Origin of the sequence: Micromonospora acroterricola, assembly GCF_003172955.1 — a bacterium.
GTDB classification, from domain to species: Bacteria; Actinomycetota; Actinomycetes; order Mycobacteriales; family Micromonosporaceae; genus Micromonospora; species Micromonospora acroterricola.
The window spans coordinates 18,722-40,370 of sequence record NZ_QGKR01000186.1; the positions used below are offsets into that span (position 1 = coordinate 18,722).

Annotated in this window: 16 protein-coding genes and 3 pseudogenes; 11 read left to right on the forward strand and 8 right to left on the reverse strand. The window is 68.7% G+C overall.

Annotation, left to right across the window (positions count from 1 at the left end):
* Positions 1-36: 36 nt before the first annotated feature.
* The 3 genes from DKT68_RS13340 to DKT68_RS13350 all read right to left on the reverse strand — a co-directional run bounded on the left by DKT68_RS13340 (position 37) and on the right by DKT68_RS13350 (position 2,452).
* Positions 37-222 (reverse strand): hypothetical protein, encoded by a 186-nt coding sequence (locus DKT68_RS13340; RefSeq protein WP_109817734.1) that lies wholly within the window; start codon positions 220-222, stop codon positions 37-39.
* A gap of 936 nt (positions 223-1,158) precedes the next feature.
* The gene (locus DKT68_RS13345) at positions 1,159-2,013 is read right to left on the reverse strand and encodes a hypothetical protein (RefSeq protein WP_109817823.1); all 855 of its coding nucleotides are present in this window, start codon (positions 2,011-2,013) and stop codon (positions 1,159-1,161) included.
* Between the two features lie 124 nt (positions 2,014-2,137).
* Positions 2,138-2,452 carry a hypothetical protein gene (locus tag DKT68_RS13350; RefSeq protein WP_109817735.1) on the reverse strand — a complete coding sequence of 105 codons (315 nt, stop codon included), beginning with the start codon at positions 2,450-2,452 and terminating at the stop codon, positions 2,138-2,140.
* Between the two features lie 200 nt (positions 2,453-2,652).
* On the opposite strand from DKT68_RS13350, the pseudogene DKT68_RS32660 reads away from it, so the two are divergent.
* Positions 2,653-2,766 (forward strand): annotated as a pseudogene (locus DKT68_RS32660) (pentapeptide repeat-containing protein); the annotation flags it as partial.
* Positions 2,767-3,141: 375 nt separating this feature from the next.
* Here DKT68_RS32660 and DKT68_RS13360 read toward each other — a convergent pair.
* On the reverse strand, positions 3,142-5,058 hold the full coding sequence (locus tag DKT68_RS13360) for a WD40 repeat domain-containing protein (RefSeq protein ID WP_109817736.1): 1,917 nt from the start codon (positions 5,056-5,058) through the stop codon (positions 3,142-3,144).
* A 1,249-nt stretch (positions 5,059-6,307) separates the two neighbouring features.
* Between DKT68_RS13360 and DKT68_RS13375 the strand changes: the two genes are divergently transcribed.
* From DKT68_RS13375 to DKT68_RS13405, 8 genes and pseudogenes are all read left to right on the forward strand, one after another.
* Positions 6,308-6,706 (forward strand): hypothetical protein, encoded by a 399-nt coding sequence (locus tag DKT68_RS13375; protein WP_146218355.1) that lies wholly within the window; start codon positions 6,308-6,310, stop codon positions 6,704-6,706.
* 189 nt (positions 6,707-6,895) lie between these two features.
* Positions 6,896-7,252, forward strand: a complete 357-nt coding sequence (locus DKT68_RS13380) for a hypothetical protein (RefSeq protein ID WP_109817739.1) — start codon at positions 6,896-6,898, stop codon at positions 7,250-7,252.
* Entirely contained in the window at positions 7,249-8,724 is a 1,476-nt protein-coding gene (locus DKT68_RS13385) for a M48 family metalloprotease (RefSeq protein ID WP_146218356.1), read from the forward strand. Before DKT68_RS13380 ends, DKT68_RS13385 begins: the two co-directional genes overlap by 4 nt.
* 197 nt (positions 8,725-8,921) lie before the next feature.
* Complete coding sequence (locus DKT68_RS13390) at positions 8,922-10,241, forward strand: IS701 family transposase (protein ID WP_456238183.1); 1,320 nt, start codon at positions 8,922-8,924, stop codon at positions 10,239-10,241.
* A 570-nt stretch (positions 10,242-10,811) separates the two neighbouring features.
* Positions 10,812-12,542 carry a recombinase family protein gene (locus tag DKT68_RS13400; RefSeq protein WP_109817742.1) on the forward strand — a complete coding sequence of 577 codons (1,731 nt, stop codon included), beginning with the start codon at positions 10,812-10,814 and terminating at the stop codon, positions 12,540-12,542.
* Positions 12,543-12,877: 335 nt separating this feature from the next.
* Positions 12,878-13,129: pseudogene (locus DKT68_RS32790) on the forward strand (hypothetical protein); the annotation flags it as partial.
* Entirely contained in the window at positions 13,122-13,307 is a 186-nt protein-coding gene (locus DKT68_RS32795; protein ID WP_456238184.1) for a DUF7161 family protein, read from the forward strand. The pseudogene DKT68_RS32790 and the gene DKT68_RS32795, both read left to right, overlap by 8 nt.
* A 34-nt stretch (positions 13,308-13,341) precedes the next feature.
* Positions 13,342-13,917, forward strand: coding sequence for a hypothetical protein (locus DKT68_RS13405; protein WP_146218357.1), 576 nt, complete (start codon positions 13,342-13,344; stop codon positions 13,915-13,917).
* Here the strand turns inward: DKT68_RS13405 and DKT68_RS13410 are convergent.
* A complete protein-coding gene (locus DKT68_RS13410; protein WP_109817744.1) occupies positions 13,889-15,046 on the reverse strand; it encodes a hypothetical protein in 1,158 nt (385 codons plus the stop codon). The two genes, DKT68_RS13405 and DKT68_RS13410, sit on opposite strands and share 29 nt — an antisense overlap.
* 167 nt (positions 15,047-15,213) lie before the next feature.
* Between DKT68_RS13410 and DKT68_RS13415 the strand changes: the two genes are divergently transcribed.
* Both DKT68_RS13415 and DKT68_RS13420 read left to right on the forward strand, forming a co-directional pair.
* Positions 15,214-18,498, forward strand: a complete 3,285-nt coding sequence (locus tag DKT68_RS13415) for a hypothetical protein (protein WP_109817745.1) — start codon at positions 15,214-15,216, stop codon at positions 18,496-18,498.
* Entirely contained in the window at positions 18,495-18,899 is a 405-nt protein-coding gene (locus DKT68_RS13420) for a hypothetical protein (RefSeq protein WP_109817746.1), read from the forward strand. The genes DKT68_RS13415 and DKT68_RS13420 overlap by 4 nt, the downstream gene beginning before the upstream one ends.
* A gap of 199 nt (positions 18,900-19,098) precedes the next feature.
* Here the strand turns inward: DKT68_RS13420 and DKT68_RS13425 are convergent, their stop codons facing one another.
* The 3 genes and pseudogenes from DKT68_RS13425 to DKT68_RS13435 form a co-directional block, all read right to left on the reverse strand.
* A complete protein-coding gene (locus tag DKT68_RS13425) occupies positions 19,099-19,425 on the reverse strand; it encodes a GNAT family N-acetyltransferase (RefSeq protein ID WP_109817747.1) in 327 nt (108 codons plus the stop codon).
* 81 nt (positions 19,426-19,506) lie between these two features.
* Positions 19,507-20,304: pseudogene (locus tag DKT68_RS13430) on the reverse strand (IS5 family transposase).
* Positions 20,305-20,529: 225 nt separating this feature from the next.
* Complete coding sequence (locus DKT68_RS13435; RefSeq protein ID WP_109817748.1) at positions 20,530-21,531, reverse strand: hypothetical protein; 1,002 nt, start codon at positions 21,529-21,531, stop codon at positions 20,530-20,532.
* Positions 21,532-21,649: the final 118 nt, after the last annotated feature.

A 21,649-nucleotide genomic window follows, 5' to 3' on the forward strand; every position in this document is an offset into this window, starting at 1 on the left:
GTCGCCCGGATAGGTTGCAGTTGCGTTGAATGAGGGTCACAGGCCCAGAACCGCAGCCTCAATCTTCTTGGCTTGCGTCGGCTTCACCTTCCCCGACACGCGCACCAACACCCGCCCTTGATCCGCCCTGTAGTGGTATTCGGTGCCCAGGATCGGCATGCTTCTCAGCGAATCTTGGATGTACTTCGCCCGCCGTTCCACGTCTTCGTCGGCGGTGAACACTTCAACAACAAGCCCACGGTCAACGCCGTACTTATCGGCTTGCTTGTCGGCGCCGGGCAGGTCAGCGGACGCCCGCGAGGTGTACCCGTTGGGCCTGCCTAGCAGGTCGTTGGGGTCGGTGTCCTCGTCCTGAACGGCACCCGACGTGAGGCCGAGTTCCGCGGCGGTCAGCTTTGTCGAGCACCTGCTTCGCGGTGAGCGGTTCCGCCGGCGCCGGGGGTGGTGCGGGGGCTGACTGTGTCGTGCTGGACGCCTGTGTGCTGCCGGTCGGCTCTTCGGGGGTGTCGGTGCCGCAGCCGACGGTGAGCAGGACGGCTGCGGTCATGGCGGCGGTGCTGTGGCGAAGACGCATCGCACGATCGTGGGGCAGCCGGCGCGTGGACGTAACCCTGGTGCCCGCTGCCGGCCTGTCTGGCTGGCGACACGACCGCCACACAGCGAACGGGGACGACTACGTACCTACGGCACCCGATTCGTGTAGCACGTGAGCATGGGGCGTCCTCAGGCCGAACGCCTGCAGCGGCACTCCTTAAACAGTGTCTGCCACGGGTACGCGTTTGCCTGTCCGCGAGTCAGGATCGATCCGTGCTCGTCGCCCCGACGCCTGGCGTTGCCCGCGATCGTTTGCCCCTGTGACACCAGCGAGGGAGTTGCTCCGATGCGAGGGCGAGGGCGACCGCGACCGCTGCCCGGTCGACCGTCGAAGGCCTCGTCGCGCTACCGAGTCGTGAGGCCCTGCTCGCACTCACCGATTCTGTCCCGCCACGACTGCCCGCCGTCGCTGCGACACATTGCTTGACAGCGCCACTCCGGCGCCGCGTTTAACTGCCCATACGTAGAAGGCGTGCTCGAAGATCTCGGCGGTGCGGCCGGACAGCCGACCTGGCCAGTGACGGGGTCATCGGCTCCACCAGTCTTCAGCCAAAGGCGACGCTCTCAAGCCTCAGCCGGCGACGCACCCGTCGGATCGGGTGAATCAGTAAGGCCGGCGACGAGCAGCAGGTACGCGGTCAGTTCGAACACCGCCGTCAGCGCCAACATCGGTTGCGGCATGGACAAGGTGGGCGTGATGCCACCCCAGGCGAACAAGGCGTTGGCACTGCCTACAGACAGGGGCATCGGGATCGTGTCAATGCTTGTGTCGATCAATGGCAGCGCCATGAGGGCCAGCAACGTCGCGCCGATCGAGGCGAGCCGTCGACCGTGGCCGGCGAGCACCGAGGCGAGCGCCAGCGCGGTAATCCCGAGGACCAGGGGCGGCAGCACCGCCATGCCCACGGCCATCGTCAGATCGGCCCCCTCGGCGCCGGCCACTTTCGGAGGTGCAGCAGCAACCGCACGCCAAGTACTGACTATACGGACGCCCGCGTACCCGCTGATCAACGCTGCCGCCACGACGGCCGGCGCCACCGATTGTCGATACCAGCCACTTCGGCGCCACGCAACGAGCAACACCAACGCCGCGACCAACGAAGGCCAACAGAGGGCAAGCCCCGACTCGAATGCGGACGGTGTCTCACGGCCCGAGCCGGGCACGAGCACCTTCCAGCCGTAACCATCGCTGTCCCCAGCTGCCGGCATCGTCCGGACCGCGTCGATGAACAGGACCGCGAGGGCTGCTCCCAGCGCCCAGGGGGAACTCGGCGATCGGTTGACCACGGCGCAGGCAAGGAGCAGACCGATGCTTAGCACCTCGGCGTAACGCCAGACCGGACGGGCGGTCAGGACGCCTGCAACATGGAAGGCGGCGCACGGCACCGCAGCAGACAGGAGGAACAGCCGGGGACGCACGGGCGCATCCTGCCACGCGTGGTCGCCAACCACAGACCCCCTCGACGCAGGCAGCCGGTGTGACGTTCAGATCCTGATCGAGCTCGGCCAGCAGCCGCAACCACGTCGCTCCTCGCGCTGCACGCTAGTGGCGGCGGTGGTGGTGGCGCTCCGTGGCGGGGGGCACCTCAGCGCGTACCTCACCATCGGCGTCTCGCGCATCGATGATCGCCTGCTCATCGGGCGCCCCCGGCATGCCGCAGGCAAGCTCGATGGCGCACACCGTCATTGCTGCGGACATGACCCGGTCGATAAGGCCCCAAAATAGCTCGGCCAGCCCGGCACAGAGAAGGTTGACGTACGTCTCGGCGCGATCTACGCCTTGGAGCGCATCATGAACGACTCGGCCGTGGACCAACCCGCCGTCGTCGACATCCTCGCCGCGTTCGTCCGCGTCCACGCCCCCGCAGCCGGACCCGAGCGGTTCACGCCAACTCCGACGGCCACAGCCCCGTCGCCGACCTCCATGACTCCGTCTCCTCGCCCGCCGGTGGATATTCAGGCCGCGCTGACTGTGCTGGGCCGACGCACTACCACCGACACGGACAGCAACCCGGCCATGCTCACGCCGCGCCCCGTCCGCTCGACCTCACCAACACCAACCTGGCTGGCGCGGACCTGAGCAGCGCGAACCTGGCCCGCGCGAACCTGAACGGCACGGACCTGAGCAGCGCGGACCTGGCCTACGCGGACCTGGCACCGCGACCGTGTTAGCTGGATCCCCGCCGAGGCGCACACCACGGTCACCGCCGAACGGGGCGGGACCATCGAGCTGGCCGAGACCGCAAGCGACCCCCGCCGCGACGAAATGGCCGAACGTGCCTGCGAACGGCGATACGGTCCGGGCGTAGCGCAGGCTGAAGCGCCCGAGGTGGAAAGCCTGCCCTTGTGCTGCGGTAAGAAGCCGCCCGGACGAGCCGGTCAGCCGCTGGTTCTTGCCTGCCAGCTCTGCAGCAACTCTCCTACCTACTGGCGCCGAGACGAGATCGACGGGACACGGTCCAGCGTCCACCTGTGATTGGGGCAGCCCGAACCCGGAAGGGCCGGGAAGAGTGGCCTGAGCTGCGAGCCCGCACCCATGCAGACCATTCAATCGCTGGCTTGATTAGCGCCATGTCCTTGAGTGAGAAGTAAGTCAAACCCGTACACGGCGTGCGCGCCAGCGCAGTAGACGGCACGGCTGTCCGTCGTTAGGGGGAAAACTGAGGGCGTTCGGCCTATTCGCGTTGTCGCGAGGTGTCCGCCATCTCGTGTGTCGCAGATCCGGATCGTTCCGTCGCGTCCGGCGCTGACGAGCCAGGATCCGTCTGGTGCCTTCATCAGGGCCGTCACGGGGGACCTGTGGCCTTTGAGGGTCTGCCGGAGGGCACCGGTGATCGGATCCCAGATCCGCACGGTCGTGTCGTATGAGCTGCTGGCCAGCCAGGACCCGTCCGGTGCCGTCACCAAGGCCGAGACGCCGTCGGTGTGCTCGGTGAGGACGTGGCGAACAGCGCCGGTGGTCGGGTCCCAGATTCGCAACGTGCCGTCGTCAGCGCCGCTGGCCAGCCAGGACCCGTCTGGCGCTGTCATCAACGCCCCTACCTGGCTGGGGCCGTCCGTGAGAGTTCGTCGAAGGGTCCCTGTGACGGGATCCCAGATCCGCACCGTGTCGTCACATCCGTCGCTGGCCAGCCAAGATCCGTCCGGTGCTGTCACCAGCGCCAACACGGCGTTAGTGTGACCGGCGAGGGTGTGGCGGAGGGCACCTGTCATGGAGTCCCAGATCCGCATCGTGCCATCGTGTGCGCCGCTGGCCAGCCACGACCCGTCCGGCGCTGTCACCAACGCCCCTACCTGGCTGGGACCGTCCGTGAGAGTTCGTCGAAGAATCCCGCTAACAGGATCCCAGATCCGCACCGTGCCATCGTGTGCGCCGCTGGCCAGCCACGACCCGTCCGGCGCTGTCACCAACGCCCCCACCCAGCCGGTGTGGTCGGTGAAGGTGTGCCGCACAGCGCCGACGATAGGGTCCCAGATCCGCACCGTCCGGTCGTACGAGCTGCTCGCCAGCCAGGAGCAGTCCGGCGCCAACACCAAGGCAATCACCGACCTGGTATGGCCGTCCGGGAGTCGTCCGAGGGCACCAGTAATCCTTGGGTTCCATACGCGCACCATCGCATCGAAACCGTTGCTGGCCAGCCAGGATCCGTCTGGTGCCGCGGTCAGCGCTGATACGCGTCCGGTGTGACCGGTGAGGTTATGCCTGAGGCCACCGGTGGCCAGGTCCCAGATCCGCACCGAGTGACCGCGCCCCGCGCTTGCCAACCAAGAGCCATCCGGTGCCACAGCCAATACCAGCACTGCGCTGCTGTGCCCGGCGAGGGCGTGGCGGAGAGTGCCGGTAGGCAGATCCCAGGCCCGTGCCGAGCCATCGTGGCCGCCACTCGCGAGCCATGAGCCGTCTGGCGCAACTGCCAACGCCAACACCGGACTGTCTTGGCCGGCGAAAGTATGGAGGAGAGTGCCGCTGGTGGGGTCCCAGACCCGTACCGAGCCATCGAGTCCGCCGCTGGCCAGCCAGGACCCGTCCGGCGCCACCGCCAACGCCAGCAGCCAGCCGGTGTGGCCGGTGAGAGATTGCCGACGGGTGCCGGTCGTCGGGTCCCAGATCTGCACTGTGCCATCGGGCCCGCCGCTGGCTAGCCAGGACCCGCCCGGCGCCGTTGTTAGCGCCAGCACCGAGCCGCTATGGCCGACGAGGTTGTACCGGAGGGCGCCGGTGGTCAGGTCCCAGACCTTTACCGAGCCATCGTGGCCGCCGCTGGCCACCCAAGAGGCATCTGGCGCTGCCACCAAAGCCTCTACCCGACCAGTGTGGTCGGTGAAGATACTGCGCAGGGCGCCGGTGGTGGGCTCCCAGACCCGGACAGTGCCGTCGTGGCCGCCGCTGGCGACGCAGAGCCCGCCCGACGAGCAGCGGGCCACCGACGACGCCGGCGCGGCCGAGGTGCGTGACGAGGTCACAGCCTCGGCAGTGGATCTCGACGCCGATGAGAGTCTGGGTGCGGGTGGCGTTGTCGTAGGTCCACGGCTCGTGGCAGATCAGGTTCCGACCGCCGGGCACATGCAGCCCGCAGGGCTCGCCGACTTGGCAAAGCGCCCGGCGGTGCAGTCGCTGCCACTCCGACCGTGGCAGCACGTCTCGCAGGTTGCGGCCCCACAGCGGCCGTGGAACAAGCTCCACCCGCAACAGGGGGGCCGGCTCACCACCGCGGTGTGACTCACCCGCCCACGATGCCTGATCATCGCCCAACCCGACTCGGGCCAGCCGTCGGAGGAGACGGTGCGCGACCGGTTGGACAACGACACCCGTGGTCGACCGGGTACGCCGCCGTGACGCCGTTGGCGGGGATCGACGAGCATGTTGCTGGGCCGTGGAGGAGTGCCGCGTTTCCCGAGGTTAGGGTCGCGAGCCGGTTGGTGCTGCTCCCAATCTGCTCCCAATTTAAGGGACAACAACGCGAAAGCCCGTTACCGGTGGTTCCGGCGACGGGCTCGCTACCTGCAAATATTTACGATGGGCGATACTGGGATCGAACCAGTGACCTCTTCGGTGTGAACGAAGTGCTCTCGGAGCACTGCTCGTTGGTGCCGAAGCGCGGTGACGCACGCCAGCACTGCAGCGCCCGGCACATCCCGCAAGTCCACCTACTCGATAGCCATGCACGCCTAGTACTCCAGTGACACTTCGTGATCTATGTCGCTGAGAGGGTGAGTCGTCGCTGGTAGTGGGCTTGTCGGGCGACGGCTTGGTGGATGCGGCGCCAGGCTGACCAGTGCAGAGCGTGCTCGATGTTCGGGGCTGGCGTGAACATGAGCGTGTTGAGTAGTCGGCGGATCTCGGGCAGAGTCAGCCGGATCGGGGTGCCAGATCGGGCTGATATCGGCGCGTGTCGATCATCGACCGCCGCCTCCCCCGAATGGTTGCTCTTGCCGTGCCACCGAGTCGAGTCCTCCCACGTCCCGGTCGAGATCGCCGCGAGCGTCAGCAATCCGACAGTTCCACGATGGATCGGGTGCGTACGATCCCCGGCGCTGGACCTAGGAGGCAGACGTGTCGTTCTTCAGAAAGCGAAAGGCTCAACCGACCAACTGCCCGCTCACACCACCACTCGCACCCCGCCGGCCCGAGTCGGCCTCGGTACTTCTGAACGTTCTGACGGCCGGGCTGGAGAAAGCGCTGCCGGACGAGCACCGGTCGCAGATTCGGTCCGTGCTCGAAAGCCCGGTCGACGCCTCGGCGGACGCCGAGGCACAGCGCGCCTTCGTGGCGCTCGACTGGCTGGTCCGCGTCTGGACCCCGGCCTGGACGGCGATGGTCCCCGGTGTCGGCCAGGATCTGGCGGCCAAGCTCCAGGAGCTGCCACCGATCACTGAACTCGCCTCGGCCGAGGCCGCAGGACCCTTCGTCGGCGTGCTGGAGAGCACGTCGGCCCAGGCCGAGAAGACGATCGCCCAGTACAAGGGCAATCTGTACGACGAGGCCGCGGCGGCCGCCCCCGGAGTGCGTCCGGCCGGGTTCGCGTCGAGTCGGCGGGCGCCGCCGTGGCCGACGCCGCCGCGTCGACAATCGTCGAAGCTTGCCTGGCCGCCCGGACGGACGTCGCCCTGACCGGCGCGACCGCCATCTCGCTGCGGGTCAGCCTGGACGGCGTGTCGCCTTACATCCAACTGGGCGTCCGGTCCGGGCGAGGTCGACGCGAAGGTCATTCCCACGAAATCCAGCGGTTCCGCTCCCTGACGCCGCCCATCGGCGGTGCGACAGCATCGTAGTGACGATCACCCCCACGAAAGGCGACCGATGACGGTAGAGCAGTACTGGACCAAGACCGACGACGAGCTGTACGCCCTGCTGGGCGCCGAGCTCCTAGGTGAGGGCGTCGGCCTGTCACCGGAGGACGACGAGAGCCATCGGCGCTTCGGCAAGGAGTGGTTCAGTAACAAGCACCGGGAGCTGCAGCGCAAGGTCTGCCACGACGAGCGGATCCAGCCGTTGCTCGGCACGACCGGCTCCGACCGGCTCGTCGACGCGATCACCGTGGCCGAGACACTGCGGCTGCTCGATGACGCGTCGCTGCCGGCGATCGGCCTGGTCGCCGTACTGATCGCCCGGGTCGGCCTCGGCGAGTTCTGCCGCAACGCGCCTCAGCCCAGATGAGTACCGGACCGGACGCCCGGTCCATGGCCGAGATCCTGGCCACCAGGATCAGGAGCGACCGTGAGGATCAGCTGGAGGAAATGATCCAGCGGCTGACCGAGCTGGACGCGGCCGACGACCTCGCCCAGCTCGACGAGAACACCCGCGGCTGGCGGCAGAGCGAGTGGAGCGCCCGGCACGCCAACCCGGTCGACGGGCTGATGGCGGAGCTGATCGCCGAGGTGATGGCCGCCATGGCCGACCTGACCGACCGACCCGAGCGGCTCGCCCGGGTCTTCGTGGTCACCCTCAAACAGGAGAGTGTGGCGGCTCGCCTGCGGCAGCTGGCCGACAGCTCCGCGCTCGTCTACTTCTCCGACGCGACGTTCACCCTCTGCGGGCTCTACGCCGGCTGCGCGGCCGAGGGCCTGACCGGCCTCTATTCGGGAGGCCGCCTGCGCGACCTGTGGCGGGTGGCGCGGTCGGTCCGCGATCACCAGCGGTTGGGAGCCGACCCGGCCCTGCTCGGCGGTCTGCTGCGGTACTACCTGGTCAACCAGCGGATTCACGCACTCGCGGCCAAGCTGAGTCACCGCCTGACGTCATCGGCCGAGCCGCTCGGCGTCTGGCTCACCGCCCAGGCCGTGACGTTCGTGCTGGGTCACGAGATCGCCCACCACGTGCTCGACCACCGTCCCGCCACCAGCGACTCCCCGCCCGCCGACGACCTGTCCGCGTGCCCGCTGAGCGAGCAGCAGGAGTTTGAAGCGGATCTGCTCGGCTACCGGGCGGCCGTCCACGTCGGCCGGCGCGACGCCGCCCGGATACCGGCCGGCACCGGCATCGACCTTCCCGAGACCGGTGCCGCGCTGGGCGCGCTGATCGGGATGCTGGCGATCCACGTGACCGAACAGGGATTGTTCATCCGGCGCGGGCGCAGCCACCCGCCCGCTCCGGCCCGGGCCGCCCGGCTCCTGAACGAGTTCAGCGACCCGGTCCGCCGATTCGCCGAGCCGTTCCAGGCCGACCTGCTGCGAGCCACCCGTGACGCCGCCGACTTCTCGGCCTCAGGCCGTCCGTTCGACCTGGCCTGGTTTCACGCACAGCCGCAGGTCAGCACGCCGCTGCCGCTGCAGAACCTACAGACCGTCTCGATCCTGGACCGGTTCCAGTGCCGTACCCGGGAGGATCATGCCGCGGTGCTCGTCGGCATCGACGAGATCTCCCCGTTCTCGCTGGCCGCCGGCGCCTGCGCGGGCCTGGCCGGTGATGCCCGGGCCGCCCTGCTCGGCTGGGGTGTGCCGGATGCCACGGCCGAGGAGATCTGTGCCCCGCACCGGGCGCTGGAGTTCTCCACGCTGGTCGCCAAGTTGCGGGCGGCGTTCGCGGCTCGGGGCGTACCCGAGAAGGCCCTGCTCGCGGGCAGTCTGGCCGGTGCCCAACTGCTAGCCCCGCTGTTGAGCCGAGGTGAGCACCCACCCGCCGAGATCTGACGTGCCGGTCAGCCCTTCCGGCGTTCTTGCTCATCTGCTTCCACACCTTGCGCTGCTCGGCCATTGCGGCCGGATCGTCGCGGCGCTCTTGCTAGTAATCCAGTGACACTTCGCGATCTTGTCGTGGCGGTGGCTGCAGACGAAGGCGGCCATTGCGTGATCATCGATGGTTTGTGAGGACAATCGAAGATCGTGCAGTGGCCGCAGGCCACAGCGTAGACCCCGCCGGGTGGCGGCTGGTGTTCGAGGATGGGCTGCAGCGCATCGCCGGCCAGTTCACCCGACGTGAACCACGGCTGGCCGCGCGAGCGTTCGTGGCGGGCTTGTTGTCACAGGCCGAACGTAAGACCTGCTGGCAGTTGGCGGAGCAGGCTGGGTACCGTCAGCCGGCGCCGTTGCAACGGCTACTGCGCACTGCCGCCTGGGACGCCGAGCAGGTCCTCGCCGATGTGCAGACGCTGCTGGTTGAGCGGCTCGGTGATCCGCACGGCGTGTTGATCCCGGACGAGACCGGCTTCGTCAAGCAGGGCGCCGCCTCCGTCGGGGTGCAACGGCAGTACACCGGCACCGTCGGACGTATCGAGAACAGCCAGGTCGCGGTGTTCCTCGCCTACGCCGGTGCCGGCGGCCGGGCGCTGCTGGACCGGCGGCTCTACCTGCCCGAACACACATGGTGCGCCGACACGTCTCGGCGCACCGCCGCAGGCGTGCCCGACGACATCGGGTTCGCGACCAAACCCCGTCTGGCCCTGGACATGATTGACGCCGCGGTTCGAGCCGGGATCCCGGCCGGCTGGGTCACCGGTGACGAGGTCTATGGCGCCGACCCGGACCTGCGCGCTGGCGTCCGCGCGCATGGCCTGGGCCATGTCCTGGCGATCGGCTGCAACCGGCGCGTTGCCGTCAACGACGGCCGCACACGGCTGCGCGCCGATGAGGTCGCCGCCCGACTCACCGGCGGCTGCTGGCAGCGCATGTCGGCTGGCGTCGGCGCGAAAGGTCCCCGCGACTACGACTGGGCGCAGGTCGTGATCGGCACCGGCGGCAAAGAGTATCTGCTCGTCCGCCGGCACCCGCACACCGGCGAGCTCGCGTTCTACCTGTGCTGGTCACCACGCCGGGTGCCCCTCGCAACACTGATCCGGGTCGCCGGCAGCCGATGGGCGGTCGAGGAATGTTTCCAGAGCGCCAAGAACGAAACCGGCCTAGACCACTATCAGGTCCGCGGCTGGACCGGCTGGCACCGCTTCACCGCCCTCGCGATGCTCGCCCTGGCCATCCTCGCCATCTGCGCCGGCACCCAGCCGGCGGAACCCGCCGACCCGACCCGGTCAGCCCGATCTGGCACCCCGATCCGGCTGACTCTGCCCGAGATCCGCCGACTACTCAACACGCTCATGTTCACGCCAGCCCCGGACATCGAGCACGCTCTGCACTGGTCAGCCTGGCGCCGCATCCACCAAGCCGTCGCCCGACAAGCCCACTACCAGCGACGACTCAGCCTCTCAGCGACATAGATCACGAAGTGTCACTGGAGTACTAGCGCACGCCTGCTTAACCAGCGGCCGATGCCTCACGGCATCGGCCGCTTCTCTATGCCCTGACGCCAACCAGCTCCCGGAGGAACTCACCCATGACAACCCACCCAACCGCTACGGCGCCAACCAGCCACGCATCAAGGCACCGCGCCTCGGAATCGCCTCGCAACCGCACCGGCGCTGCCAACGCCCACCCAACGGCCGAGCCTCGGATGCGAGTAACCAAAGTCGAGACGCGGGCAACGCAAGAAGGCCGGCTTGCAGGTCGACCGCCGGACGGAGGCGCATGACGCAGCCATCCAGCGACCCACACGAGCGGCCATCACGCCCAAGGCCACCATCCGCGCCCGGCAGGCAACTTGACCGACCTAACGAAGACAGCCGTTCATGGACGGTCGACAACGTCGACGGCGGCACCACCACGGGGGTTAGCAGTGTGGTGACTCCAGACCAACCACCCGAGCTAAACCCCCAGGCGGCTGCCGCCTTACTAAAGCTGCTCACACACCTCAACGACCGCCACACCGAGCACTCAAAGCAGGAGAACGGATGACGTCCCCCCAACCAAAGCCCTTCGCCTTTTATGGCCGTATCTCCACCGAGGACAACCAAGATCCGGAATCGTCGCGAGGGTGGCAGCTCACCCGGGCCACAGCACTCATCCAACCCCACGGCGGCCGCATCGTCACGGAGTACTTCGACGTGGGCCAGAGCCGCTCGCTGCCCTGGCAACGCAGAACCCAGGCCAACACTCTTCTCTCTGCGCTACGTAACCCACGTCGGGGCTTTTCCGCCGTCGTTGTGGGGGAACCCCACCGGGCCTTCTACGGCAACCAGTTCGGTCTCACGGTGCCACTCTTCGCGCACTACGGCGTCGAACTATGGGTACCCGAGATCGGCGGCCCCATCGACCCCGACAACGAGGCACACGAACTTGTCATGTCCGTCTTCGGCGGCATGAGCAAAGGCGAACGCAACCGCATCAAGCTGCGTGTGCGCACCGCCATGGCCGCCCAGACACTCCTGGAAGGCCGATACCTCGGCGGACGCCCGCCATACGGCTACACCCTGCGTGATCTCGGCCCTCACCCCAACCCCGCGAAGGCCGCCGACGGCAAACACCTCCGCCGGCTCACCCCGGATGCCCAGACCTCCCCCATCGTCCGCCGGATCTTCGACGAATTCCTCGCCGGCTACGGACTATTCGCCATCGCCGAAGGACTCACCGCCAACCACGTGCCCTGCCCCTCGGCACACGACCGGGCCCGCAACAGACACCGCAGCGGCATCGCCTGGTCCAAAAGCGCCATCCGCGTCATCCTCACCAACCCCCGCTACACGGGCCGGCAGGTGTGGAACAAGCAGCGCACCGACGAAGTCCTCCTCGACGTCGACGACGTCGCACTGGGTCACACCGGCGTCATGCGCTGGAACGCCCGTGACAAGTGGGTGGTCTCGAAGGAGATCACCCACCCACCCCTGATCGACGACGAGACCTTCGAGCAAGCGCAAGCCCTACTCACCCGTCGCGCGCGAGCCGTCGACCGTCAGGAGCGCCAACGCCGCGCCCGCAACCCCTACGTCTTCCGGGGGATGATCTACTGCGCCGTCTGTCAGCGACGCATGCAAGGCCAGTACAACCACGGCGCCGCCTACTACCGCTGCCGATTCCCTCAGGTATACGCCCTGGCCAACGAGGTCGAACACCCCCGCAACGTCTACCTGCGCGAGGACGCCCTCACCGACCCGCTCGACGAGTGGCTGGCATCCGCGTTCACCCCGGACCACCTCGACCAAACGATCACCGCCATGTGCGACGCCCAGCCAACGGACCAACTGAGGCCGCATACGGCCGCATCACAGGCCACGATCGCGGCCTGTGACGCAAAGCTCGCCCAGTACCGGGCCGCCCTCGACGCCGGCGCAGATCCCGCACTAGTCACCGGTTGGATCACCCAAACCCAGGCCGAACGGACACGAGCCGAAGCTGATCTTCAAACGACCCAGCAGACAGAGCCACGCCGGATGAGCCGCTCACAGATCGCCGACCTAGTCCGAGCGCTCGGCGACATTGCCACCGTTCTGCGCGACGCCGACCCCACCGACAAAGCCGAGGTCTACCGGCAACTCGGACTCCGACTCACCTACCAGACCGAAACGCAAACGGTGCGCGCTGCAGTGGATCTCAGCGCGCACCGTGGGGTTATGGTTCGTGTCCGAGGGGGGATTCGAGCCCCCACACGTAACTCCTGTGCACCAATCGGGTGCACATGTCCATAGATTACAGTACGGCCCGGGGTTTGGCCCAAGCCCGCACCTCATTACCGTGCGTGAGCATGAATAGCAGTTTGGACGCATAGGGTCGAAGCTTTCCGGCCTGCTCGCTCCGTTAACGGCCGACCGAAATGAACGTGCAGCCATCAAGTTGGATCCCGCCGCTCATGTCCTGGTGAGCTTTCGCTCAGTGGGCATTGGCGGCAGGCCGTATCGCTCCCGTTCTTCGGCGCTGAGCGCACGAGGTTCGCCACCTTCGGTCGAAGTTTGCGCGGGCTCACCGCAAACGTCCCAACTCATGACGGTCCCGTCGTCGTAAGTGATGATGAGGGCGTCTTGCCATGACAGGCTGCGCACTATCCCGTGAGGTAGGTCGAAAACGCCGAGTGGATCGGCAAGTGACCGGCCCAGGCGCTGCCGACGACCCGACGGCAGCCGAGCATCCCCCGAGCACGGCCGCGCCGCCGCGGGTGCCCGTCGAACAGCCGACAGGACAGGCGTTGACGGTGTGGCGGCCGGTGCGGGCCACCGAGACGGGCCTGAGCGGACGTGCCGCGCGCCTCTTGACCAGTGAGCCGGCCGACGATGCGGGATGGCCGGCCGACCTGCCCGGCCGGCGTGACGGACGTGGTCATCGTCGACGACACTCCCGGCCCGACAGCCACTCTGAAAGTGCGGACCAGCGGGAACGCCGCGCCGAAGACCGCGTGGCTCAGGTTTGAACAGCTCGCTGTGCACGACACGTTCGGAGGGGGTGACAACGGGCGGTAGGGTTAGTTACCGATCAATATGAGCGGTGGTGCCGGTGAGTCTGATCCAGGCGGGTGTCACCGCGGCGACAACGATGCTGGCGGTCCTGATCGGCGGGTGGCTCACCGTCCGGGCCCAGGACCGGCTGTGGCGGCGCGACCAGGATCGACAGTGGCGTGACATCCGGCTGAACGCGTACACCGACTTCATCGGCGCGGTCCGGGAGTACGTGGCCTTCGTCCTCAACCCGGCCGCCCGCATCACCGCGGTGCCGCGCACGCGTGACCCTGGTGATCTCATGCCGTTCTTCGACGATGAGGGCACCCGCTACCGGGAGCGGCTGGAGAGCACCAAGACCGCGCTTCGGCTGGTGGCCGGGCAGGTCGAGGTGGTGAGCGGCTCGTCGGAGCTGGTGCGCCAGGCCCGGCTGTTGGCGGCCGCGCGCGCGGGTAGCGGCATCGAGGCGTTGCCCGCTGATCGGTTCGACGCCTTGTGGCAGGCCGAGCGCCGATTCATCGATGTGGCCCGGGCCGAACTCGGTCTGCCCTCCGCGTTCGCGCCAGGGCCGGTAAGCACCCAGTTGCCGCCCGACACCGAACATTTCATCGGCTTTCGTCGAAGGACCGGATGATGTGCGGAGCGAAGACCTCCCGGCGGACGTGGGTGAAGCTGGGCCGGAGCAGGGCGTGCGGGGAGCGGGCACGCTCGACCAGATAGCGGTCCCGGAACTTGCGCTCGAAAGCGCGCAGCCGTGGGCGGCAACCTCGCTCGTCCCAGCGCAGGTCCAACAGGGGTAGCAGGATCGTCTGCAGAAAGCCCGGGCAGTAGCAGTCTGCGTCGTCGAACTGGCAGGCGGTGGTCGATCGCAGCCAGCCCGAGGATGCCTTCGTCAGGTCCGCGAGGACCGGAAGCTCGCGTCCGGCGAAGGTGCGCGGCAGGTCGCGACGGGCGGTCCTGGTGTCACGGTAGTCGCGGACCGTTCGCACCCCGCCTGCCGTGCTCCGCTCCAGTGCGGGGCTCGACTCCACCAGGGCGTAGCCGAGGACCCGGTCGGTGATCAGGTGCAGGCTGAGTGGATAGTCACCGGGAAGCCCTGCTCCGACGAGCATCGTGTCGTCCTGGTCGGTCCACAGCCGGATCTTGTGGCTCAGGATGGTGCGGCCGTCGTCGTACCGGTCGCGGAACAGCCCGGCCCGGGTCCGCAGCAGTTCGACCGAGGCAGGGGCGGCGCCTGGGAGGCGGCCCAGCCGGTCCGCGACCACGGCGGCGGCCGCCGCCGTCTCGATCACGATGACGACGTCCAGGTCCGAGGTCGAGCGCACGTTGTAGAAAGGTCCGTAACTTGTGGATCCGCAGAGTATGCCCGAGGTCCCCGTACCGGCGAGCGCGTCCTCGAGCCGCCACACGTCGCGCAGGCGGCGGGCGGTCTCGACCACGGCTTCGAACAGCGCGGGCAGCGGCTGTCCCGGCGTGGCCCGGCCGGGGCCGTAATGCCGGCGGAACAAGCCGACGTCGAACACCTCGTCCCGGGAGATTTCGGCGATCACCGCGAGCACGTACGCGACGAAGCGGTCCTCCCGTCCACGGAAGTCACCCATCAGACCGGTCAGGCACTCGGCCAGGGCGTCGCGGAGTTCGGCGGGCAGGAACGGCAGGTGCCTCGCCTGTTCGATCAGGGCGCGTAGCCGGCTCAGGTCGGTAATCGCGTATGCGGGCGCCAAGATCTCGCCGACGCTGTCGAGCTGCTGTGGTTTACCCACCTCGGCCTCCTCGTCCCGGGTTCGACGAGAGCAGGCTCGGACCGCCGCAGGCCGTCTCGCATACCGGCGAGACGCCCGAATCGGCGTCTTCGCCCGTCAGCGGCCGTGGCGATAGCATCCGAGGGCGAGACGTCACGAGACGCACGAGACGCACGAGACGAGGCGACATGACGGGCCTTGACCCGGTGCGCGAAGCCGTCCATCACTTCCTCCGCCACTGGGAGCCGCGCAGCGCGGCATCGCTGATGGCGAAGGCGGAGCTGCACCTCGACCGGCTCGGGATCCCCGGCGGACGTAGCGCGAAGGCGCTCAGCGCCTGGAAGGCAGGCCGCCAGCGACCCCTGCCGGAAACCCTGCTCGTGCTGCGAGATGTCGTCGGTTGCAAGTGCAGAGACGAGTACAGCGCGTTCCCGCTGTACGGCGAGGCGACGTTGACGGCCATGCTTACGACGAGCCGGAGCGTCGACGCCGACCTGACGGCGGCCGATCTCGCGGCAGTCGACCGGGTGGTGGCGCTCAGCTCGGCGGCCGCCGAGGATTGCGACGTCGTGGCCGACGGGTTCCGGCTGAGCGACGTCTACGTGCGGCGCGACGTGGAGCAGACGATCGTCGAGTTGATCCGGCCCCGGTCGTTGATCGCCCTGCGCGGTGAGGCTGGTTATGGCAAGACCGCGCTGATGTGGCACCTCCATCAACGGCTCGGCGAGGCCGGCCGGCTGGCCCTGCTGATTCCCGCCACGGCACTGCTGCGAGGTGCGCGCGGCGATCGGGACGCCGGTGCCGTCTCCGTGAGCGAACTGTGGACCGCGCTGCGGGCAATGGTCCGGCATCGGCGGGACCCGGTGCTGCTTGTCGACACCATTGATCTGCTGACCCACAGCGAGGAAACTCGGGTCGAGGTGAGGCGGCTGATGCGCACCGCGGTCGAGTGCCGGGTGCCCATGGTGGTGGCATGCCGGCCCGCCGAGGCGGCCCTGCTGCACCTGGATCAGGACGGCGACGAGTCGTACGGCGTACCGATCCGTCCGATGTACCTCAGCGCGTTCAACGAGCGGGAACGTCGGGAGGCGATCGAGTCGTACGCCTGGGCCGCCTACCCCGACGACGGCGACGCGGTGATCGCCGTCGTGCAGGACGCCCAGGTCCGCGGCCGTCCCCTGCGGGAGGTGGTGGCGAACCCGCTGACCCTGCGCATGCTCTTCGAACTGCACGCCGGCGACGGTGAGCGCCCGGACAGTGACGTCGACAGCATCGGCCTCTACAACCTGACATGGCAGCGCAGGGTGGTGACCGACCGGCGTGACCGGGCGACCCCGGGCGGCGGCCCCGACCTGAGCCGGGACGTCGAGCAGACCGCCCTCGCCATGCTGAGTGCCGGCCGGATCGCTCTGCGGCGCAGTGAACTCACCGCCTGGTTGGACGGCATCCGCCCGGTCGACGAGGCGCTCGCCCTGCTGGTCGGCCGCGCACTTGTCACCCAGCGCAGGGAGTCGCCCTGGCTGTGGTTCTGGCATCAGACCTGGTTCGAGTACACCGCGGCCCGAGCCATCGCCCGGCGGGGCGAGAGGACGGCGGCGATGCTGGGCCGGTTTGTCGCCGAGGAGCCGTACGACCTGTTCTACGGCGAGGTCGCCAGCCAGTTGGTGCTGCTCGCCGGACGCACGCCGCTTGTGGAACGGGACACGGCGGAGCGGCTGCTCGCTGCCTGGCTCGTCGACGATAGCCCCGGGCTACCGGCGCTCGCCCTGCGCACGTACGCCCGCTTCCGGGAGCCGTCGGCGGAACTGCGAGCGCACGCCGCAGGGGCATTGCGTGCGGCCGACGACCGGGTGACCAAGGACTTCCTGCGCCTACTACCATCGGTCAGCCATCCCGACGCCGAGCGATGGTCCTCCGACCTCGCGGTCGCCTGGGAACGGGTCAAGGCACGCCTCGTCGTGCTCGACGCGTTGACCCGGATGGCGGCCGCGGATCCCTGGGCGGCCCGGCGTTTCGTCATCGAGCACGGGTGCGTCGACTGGTTGCTCAGCCGGCCGGTGAAGCAGTGGCGCGATCATGACGGCCCGCACCTCCGCCTGCTTTCCGCGGTCGCCGGGGTGGACCCTCGGTGGGCCGCCGAGCAGGCGATGCGGTTCTGGCAGCCGCTCGCCGCCGAGGGGATCGTGGGCGGGCTGGCGGACATCGTAGCCTTCGTGGCCCGCCACGACCCGGCCGGTGGCACGCCGGGCGAGGAGCATCGCCGCACGATCGCGGCGGCGCTGCTCACGACGCCGAGCGACGAGTCCACGGCGGAGTTGCAGGTCGCGTACGCCGACCTGGTGACGGCGGCCGATGATCTGCCGGCCGATCCGGAGGCGGCGCTGCACGACACGTTGCGCGACGATACCGGCGGGGAGACGTGGCGCCGAGCCTGTCTGCGTGTGGTCGGCCGCGCGGCGCTCACCCTGCCCGAGCCGGACGCCTTCCTGGCGACGCTGCTCGACACCGGGAATCCGGCCGAGGCGAGCCACCGCGCGACGGTGCTCGCCGAACTGTTGCGCGGGCGCCGTGGGACCGTCGCCGAGCCGCCGATCACCCGGCTAGTACGGGTGGCGAGCCGATTGACGCTCGGGTCGGGAGAGGCGGATGCCGCCCGGGTCGACCTCTTCGTCACCGCGATCCGCTACGCCAGGCTGGACGGGGCTGAACTTGCCCGGATCGTGCCGGACGTCGACGCGGACCCCCGGGCCTGGTTCGGCCAGTTGCACCCGTTGCTGGTGGAGGTGGCCGCGACCGGCGGGGGCGGCGCGGAGGCTGCCCTGCGATGGGCGATCACCGATGAGGCAGCGGAGTACGTCTCCGCCAGGCAGTTGCGCGATCTCGGCTCCCGCCTGCGTGACCGAGTCGAGAATGCGCCGCGGCTGCTGACGTACCTGGTCGGCATCGCGCAGGGGCGACAGGCAACCCGGCGTCGCTCGCGTTCGCCCTTGACCGGATACCCGCGGACGTGTCGGCCGACCAGGCCGGCGTGCTCGACGACGTCCGGGCGCTGCGGGACGAGCTGGTGGCGCAGCGTGAGCCGCGTCGGACCGCCCAGGGGTACGTGCTGTGGCGGGCCCTGGTTCGCAACGGCTTGGACGTCCCGCCCGAGCCTGACCGGCTCGCCAGTCTCCTGTCCGCCCGGGCTGCCCCGCTCCACCGGGCGCTGTTGGGCCTGGCGATGGAGGCCGTGGAGCGGGACGCCTGGCCGGAGCAGGACGTGTCCAGCCTGCTCGCGGCGCTGTCCCGATACCTCGACGGCAATGACCGGCAAGCCCGTCAGATCCTCGTGGGACTGCTGTCGCGGACGGCTTCGTTGTCGCCCGATCCGGCTGAGCGGGCGGATCACGCGTCTCGGGCCGTCGAGTACGTCTTCTCGGCCGGCTACGACGTACGAACCAAGGAGGGCCTGCACGATTTCACCCCGTGCGTGACGTTGCTCGGCAGGCTTGTCGACCGCCTGCTCCTGGTCGACCAGCGGCACGCCGCGCAGGTGCTGATCACCATCGTTGACCGGCTGCACGCCCTGCATCCCGAGCCGGCGCACTGGCGGCAGACGCTGGCGGTCAAGTGGCGTTACGCCGTGACCGCTCTGGTCGAGGCGCTGCCTGATGATGATCGGCGTACGCTGGTCGAGCACCTGCTCCGTCGAGATCCGTACCTGGTCGCCGACGCTCTCCTGGCCTGTGTGACCCGGGAGCAGGTGGTGGCGCCGTGGATCCTCGGCCTCACCGAGGAGCTTCCCGACACCGCTCGTGGCCGGCTGCGGTCCAAGCTCTTCGAAGCGGCCAGGGAGAGGAGCACGCGCAGGTTTCCAGTGCCCGTCGCCGGCTGACGAGCGGCGGGCGATCTCGCCGGCCTACGCCCCACCGGACCACCCCAAGATCTCGACGCACCGGGTGGCAGCGGCACCACACTGACCTACCGCCTCGACCCGTTTTACTTCACACCGTCCATCCTCGGCATCCCCGTGAGCGATCTCCACGCCGAAGGCTGCCGCGCCGCCTTCGGGGGCCGTCGCGGTGCACTCCGCGTCAGCGGACGATGACGAGGTTGGCCATGTCGACGACCGGCCGGTAGCCGAGGGCGGCGTAGATCTTGTTCGAGGTCGGGTTGGCCTGGTCGGCGAACAGGCAGACCCGTGCACCCTCGGCCTGGATTCGCCGGGAAACCTCGGCGACCGCGTTGCTGGCCCAACCACGCCCGCGCTGGGCCGGCGGCGTGTACACCGGGCCTAACCGGGCCACCCCGAACGACGGCGGGTTGGCCCCGGTGAGGTGCACCGGCTCCCGAGTCTCGTCGACCCAGAAACACAGCCGTCTACTCTGGATCCGGCGTAGCAACTTCGCCTGGTCGGGCATGTCGCGTGCACTGGTTACCGCGCGGGCGGCCCGCCTGTTCGTCGGCGTCGCCCATGAACGCGGCGCACCACTTAACTACTCCTAACTCTTTGAGCGGTGGAGTCGGCGCCAACAGATGATGGCGCAGGCGAGGGTGAGGAAGGCTTCGTGGATGTCGTCGCGGATCTCCCAACGGATGCGAAGGCGGCGGAACCAGTGCAGCAGAGCATTGGTCTGGTCGACGATCCATTACCGAGTGCCGAGTCCGGAGCCTTGTCCTGTGCCGCGTCGGGCGATGACCGGGGTGATGCCCTTGGCGCGAAGGTGGCGGCGGTAGCAGTCGTAGTCGTAGCCGCGGTCGGCGTAGAGCCTTCCGGTCGTTGCCGTGGTCGGCCGCGGGTGCCTCTGATCGGTGGGATCTTGTCAACCAGGGGCATGAGCTGGGTGACGTCGTGGCGGTTGCCGCGGTCAGGGCCGTGGCGAGGGGGATGCCGCCCGCGTCGGTGATGACGTGGTGTTTCGAGCCCGGCTTGCGGCGGTCGACCGGGCTCGGACCGGTTTTGAGCCGCCCTTGAGCGCCCGCACGGGGGAGCCGTCGATCACCGCCCGAGACAGGTCGAGCTGCCCGCTGGCGCGGAGCTTGCGGAGGAGGACCTCGTGCAGCCGTTGCCAGACACCGGTGTCGTTCCAGTCTCGTAACCTGCGCCAACACGTCATCCCCGAGCCGAAGCCGAGTTCCTGCAGCAGGTACTCCCACGGAATCGCGGTGTAGAGCACGAACAGGATCCCGCACAACGCCTTGCGGTCATCCAGAGGCTTACGCTCCGGGTAGCGGTACCGGCGCGGCGGACGGGGCGGCAGCAGCGGTGCGACCTCGGCCCACAACTCGTCCGAGACGATCCACGGCGGCTGCTCACCCCTCCTCACGCTCAGACAGAACGATCCTCACGTCCAGCGGTAACGCCTAACCTCATTGAGTTAGGAGTAGTCAGATGCGTAGCGTGACGGTGCGAAACCTGGCACGACGGGATTGTTGCTATAGAAGCGGCTGCGATCTCGCGGTCCCCGAGAGCAACGTGCTCCCGGGGCGGGCCGAGGCGCGACCGCTCGACCGCCGTAGCTACCTCATGTCGTGATGAGGTGCCACGGCTTGCCGAAGGCGACGCGACGGAAGGCGTCGATCTCGCGCAGGTGGGCGTCGTGCACGTATGGGACGAGAGCGGTCTCGGCGGCGTGCAGGCAGGCCCGGTAGCCGATCTCACGCAGCGGGTGTCCGTCCGGCGGTGCCGGGCTGTCGGGATCCCAGCCGACGATGGCGCAGATGCCCTGCGCGGTGCGTCGGGCGTGGGGACGGGCGATGGCCCAGGCCGGCTCGGGGTACATACCGCGCAGGCTCCATAGGTCGCTTCGGTCAGGGATGGTGGGAATCTGCTCGTGGTCGGTGGTGGTGCCGGCCAGCTTGTCGAGCCGGTTGCGCAGGCTCTCGCGGCGCCCGGCGATCGCGATGTTGTCCGTCATGGCCGACTCGGTGAGCCACGAGACCGCGTCATTGTGCTCGGACGGGCCGAGCCCGGCGGCGGCGACGGCCTGCGCCGCGGCGGCGTCGAAGTCCTGCCAGAACTCGTGCGAGCCGACGCCACACGGCCACCAGTCGAGATAGGTGTCCTGGTCGGTGATCGGCTGCCGCCCACTGATGAGCGCGGCTACCTCGGGGAAGCCGGTCGAGGTGTACCAGTTGGCCAGCTCGACGCGCGCAAGCCAGTCAGTTAGTCGCCACCATACGTCCCGCTTTGGGCGGGCGCATGACGCCGCGAGGGCTAGCTGCAGCACCACGGGCCGCAAGTCGTCGGCGACGGTGTCGTACAGGTCGACACCCCAAGCCTCGAGGACTGGCGAGTGGTGCAGGTCGCCGGAGTGCACGCCGACGGGCAGGCTCAGCGCCTCGGCGTAGGCGGCCACGAACGGATGGGCGTCACCGGGTGTCTCGTCGTCGTCGAGCACGACCAGGCGGCCGGTGAGGGTGCGATGGATCGGCACGTTGAGCTTGCCGTTCTTGGCCCAGTTGTAGGCGGTACGGCGCGGGACGCCGTTCTGGTCGGCCCATTGGGACAGCGGGATCGGAGTCATGAACTGACGATGGCACAGATGGCACAGTGCCATCTAGGAAAGCTGTGCCATTTGTGCCATCCGCAGGAATGGGCATATCCGACGGCCGACCCCCTGCGCGGACGGGGTGGCCGACTGC

Bases quoted from the DNA above. Each gene is read 5' to 3' on its own strand.
- DKT68_RS13380 (WP_109817739.1), top strand. From the start codon at position 6,896: ATGACGGTAGAGCAGTACTGGACCAAGACCGACGACGAGCTGTACGCC.
- DKT68_RS13385 (WP_146218356.1), top strand. From the start codon at position 7,249: ATGAGTACCGGACCGGACGCCCGGTCCATGGCCGAGATCCTGGCCACC.
- DKT68_RS13400 (WP_109817742.1), top strand. From the start codon at position 10,812: ATGACGTCCCCCCAACCAAAGCCCTTCGCCTTTTATGGCCGTATCTCC.
- DKT68_RS32795 (WP_456238184.1), top strand. From the start codon at position 13,122: ATGCGGGATGGCCGGCCGACCTGCCCGGCCGGCGTGACGGACGTGGTC.
- DKT68_RS13415 (WP_109817745.1), top strand. From the start codon at position 15,214: ATGACGGGCCTTGACCCGGTGCGCGAAGCCGTCCATCACTTCCTCCGC.
- DKT68_RS13425 (WP_109817747.1), bottom strand. From the start codon at position 19,425: ATGCCCGACCAGGCGAAGTTGCTACGCCGGATCCAGAGTAGACGGCTG.
- DKT68_RS13435 (WP_109817748.1), bottom strand. From the start codon at position 21,531: ATGACTCCGATCCCGCTGTCCCAATGGGCCGACCAGAACGGCGTCCCG.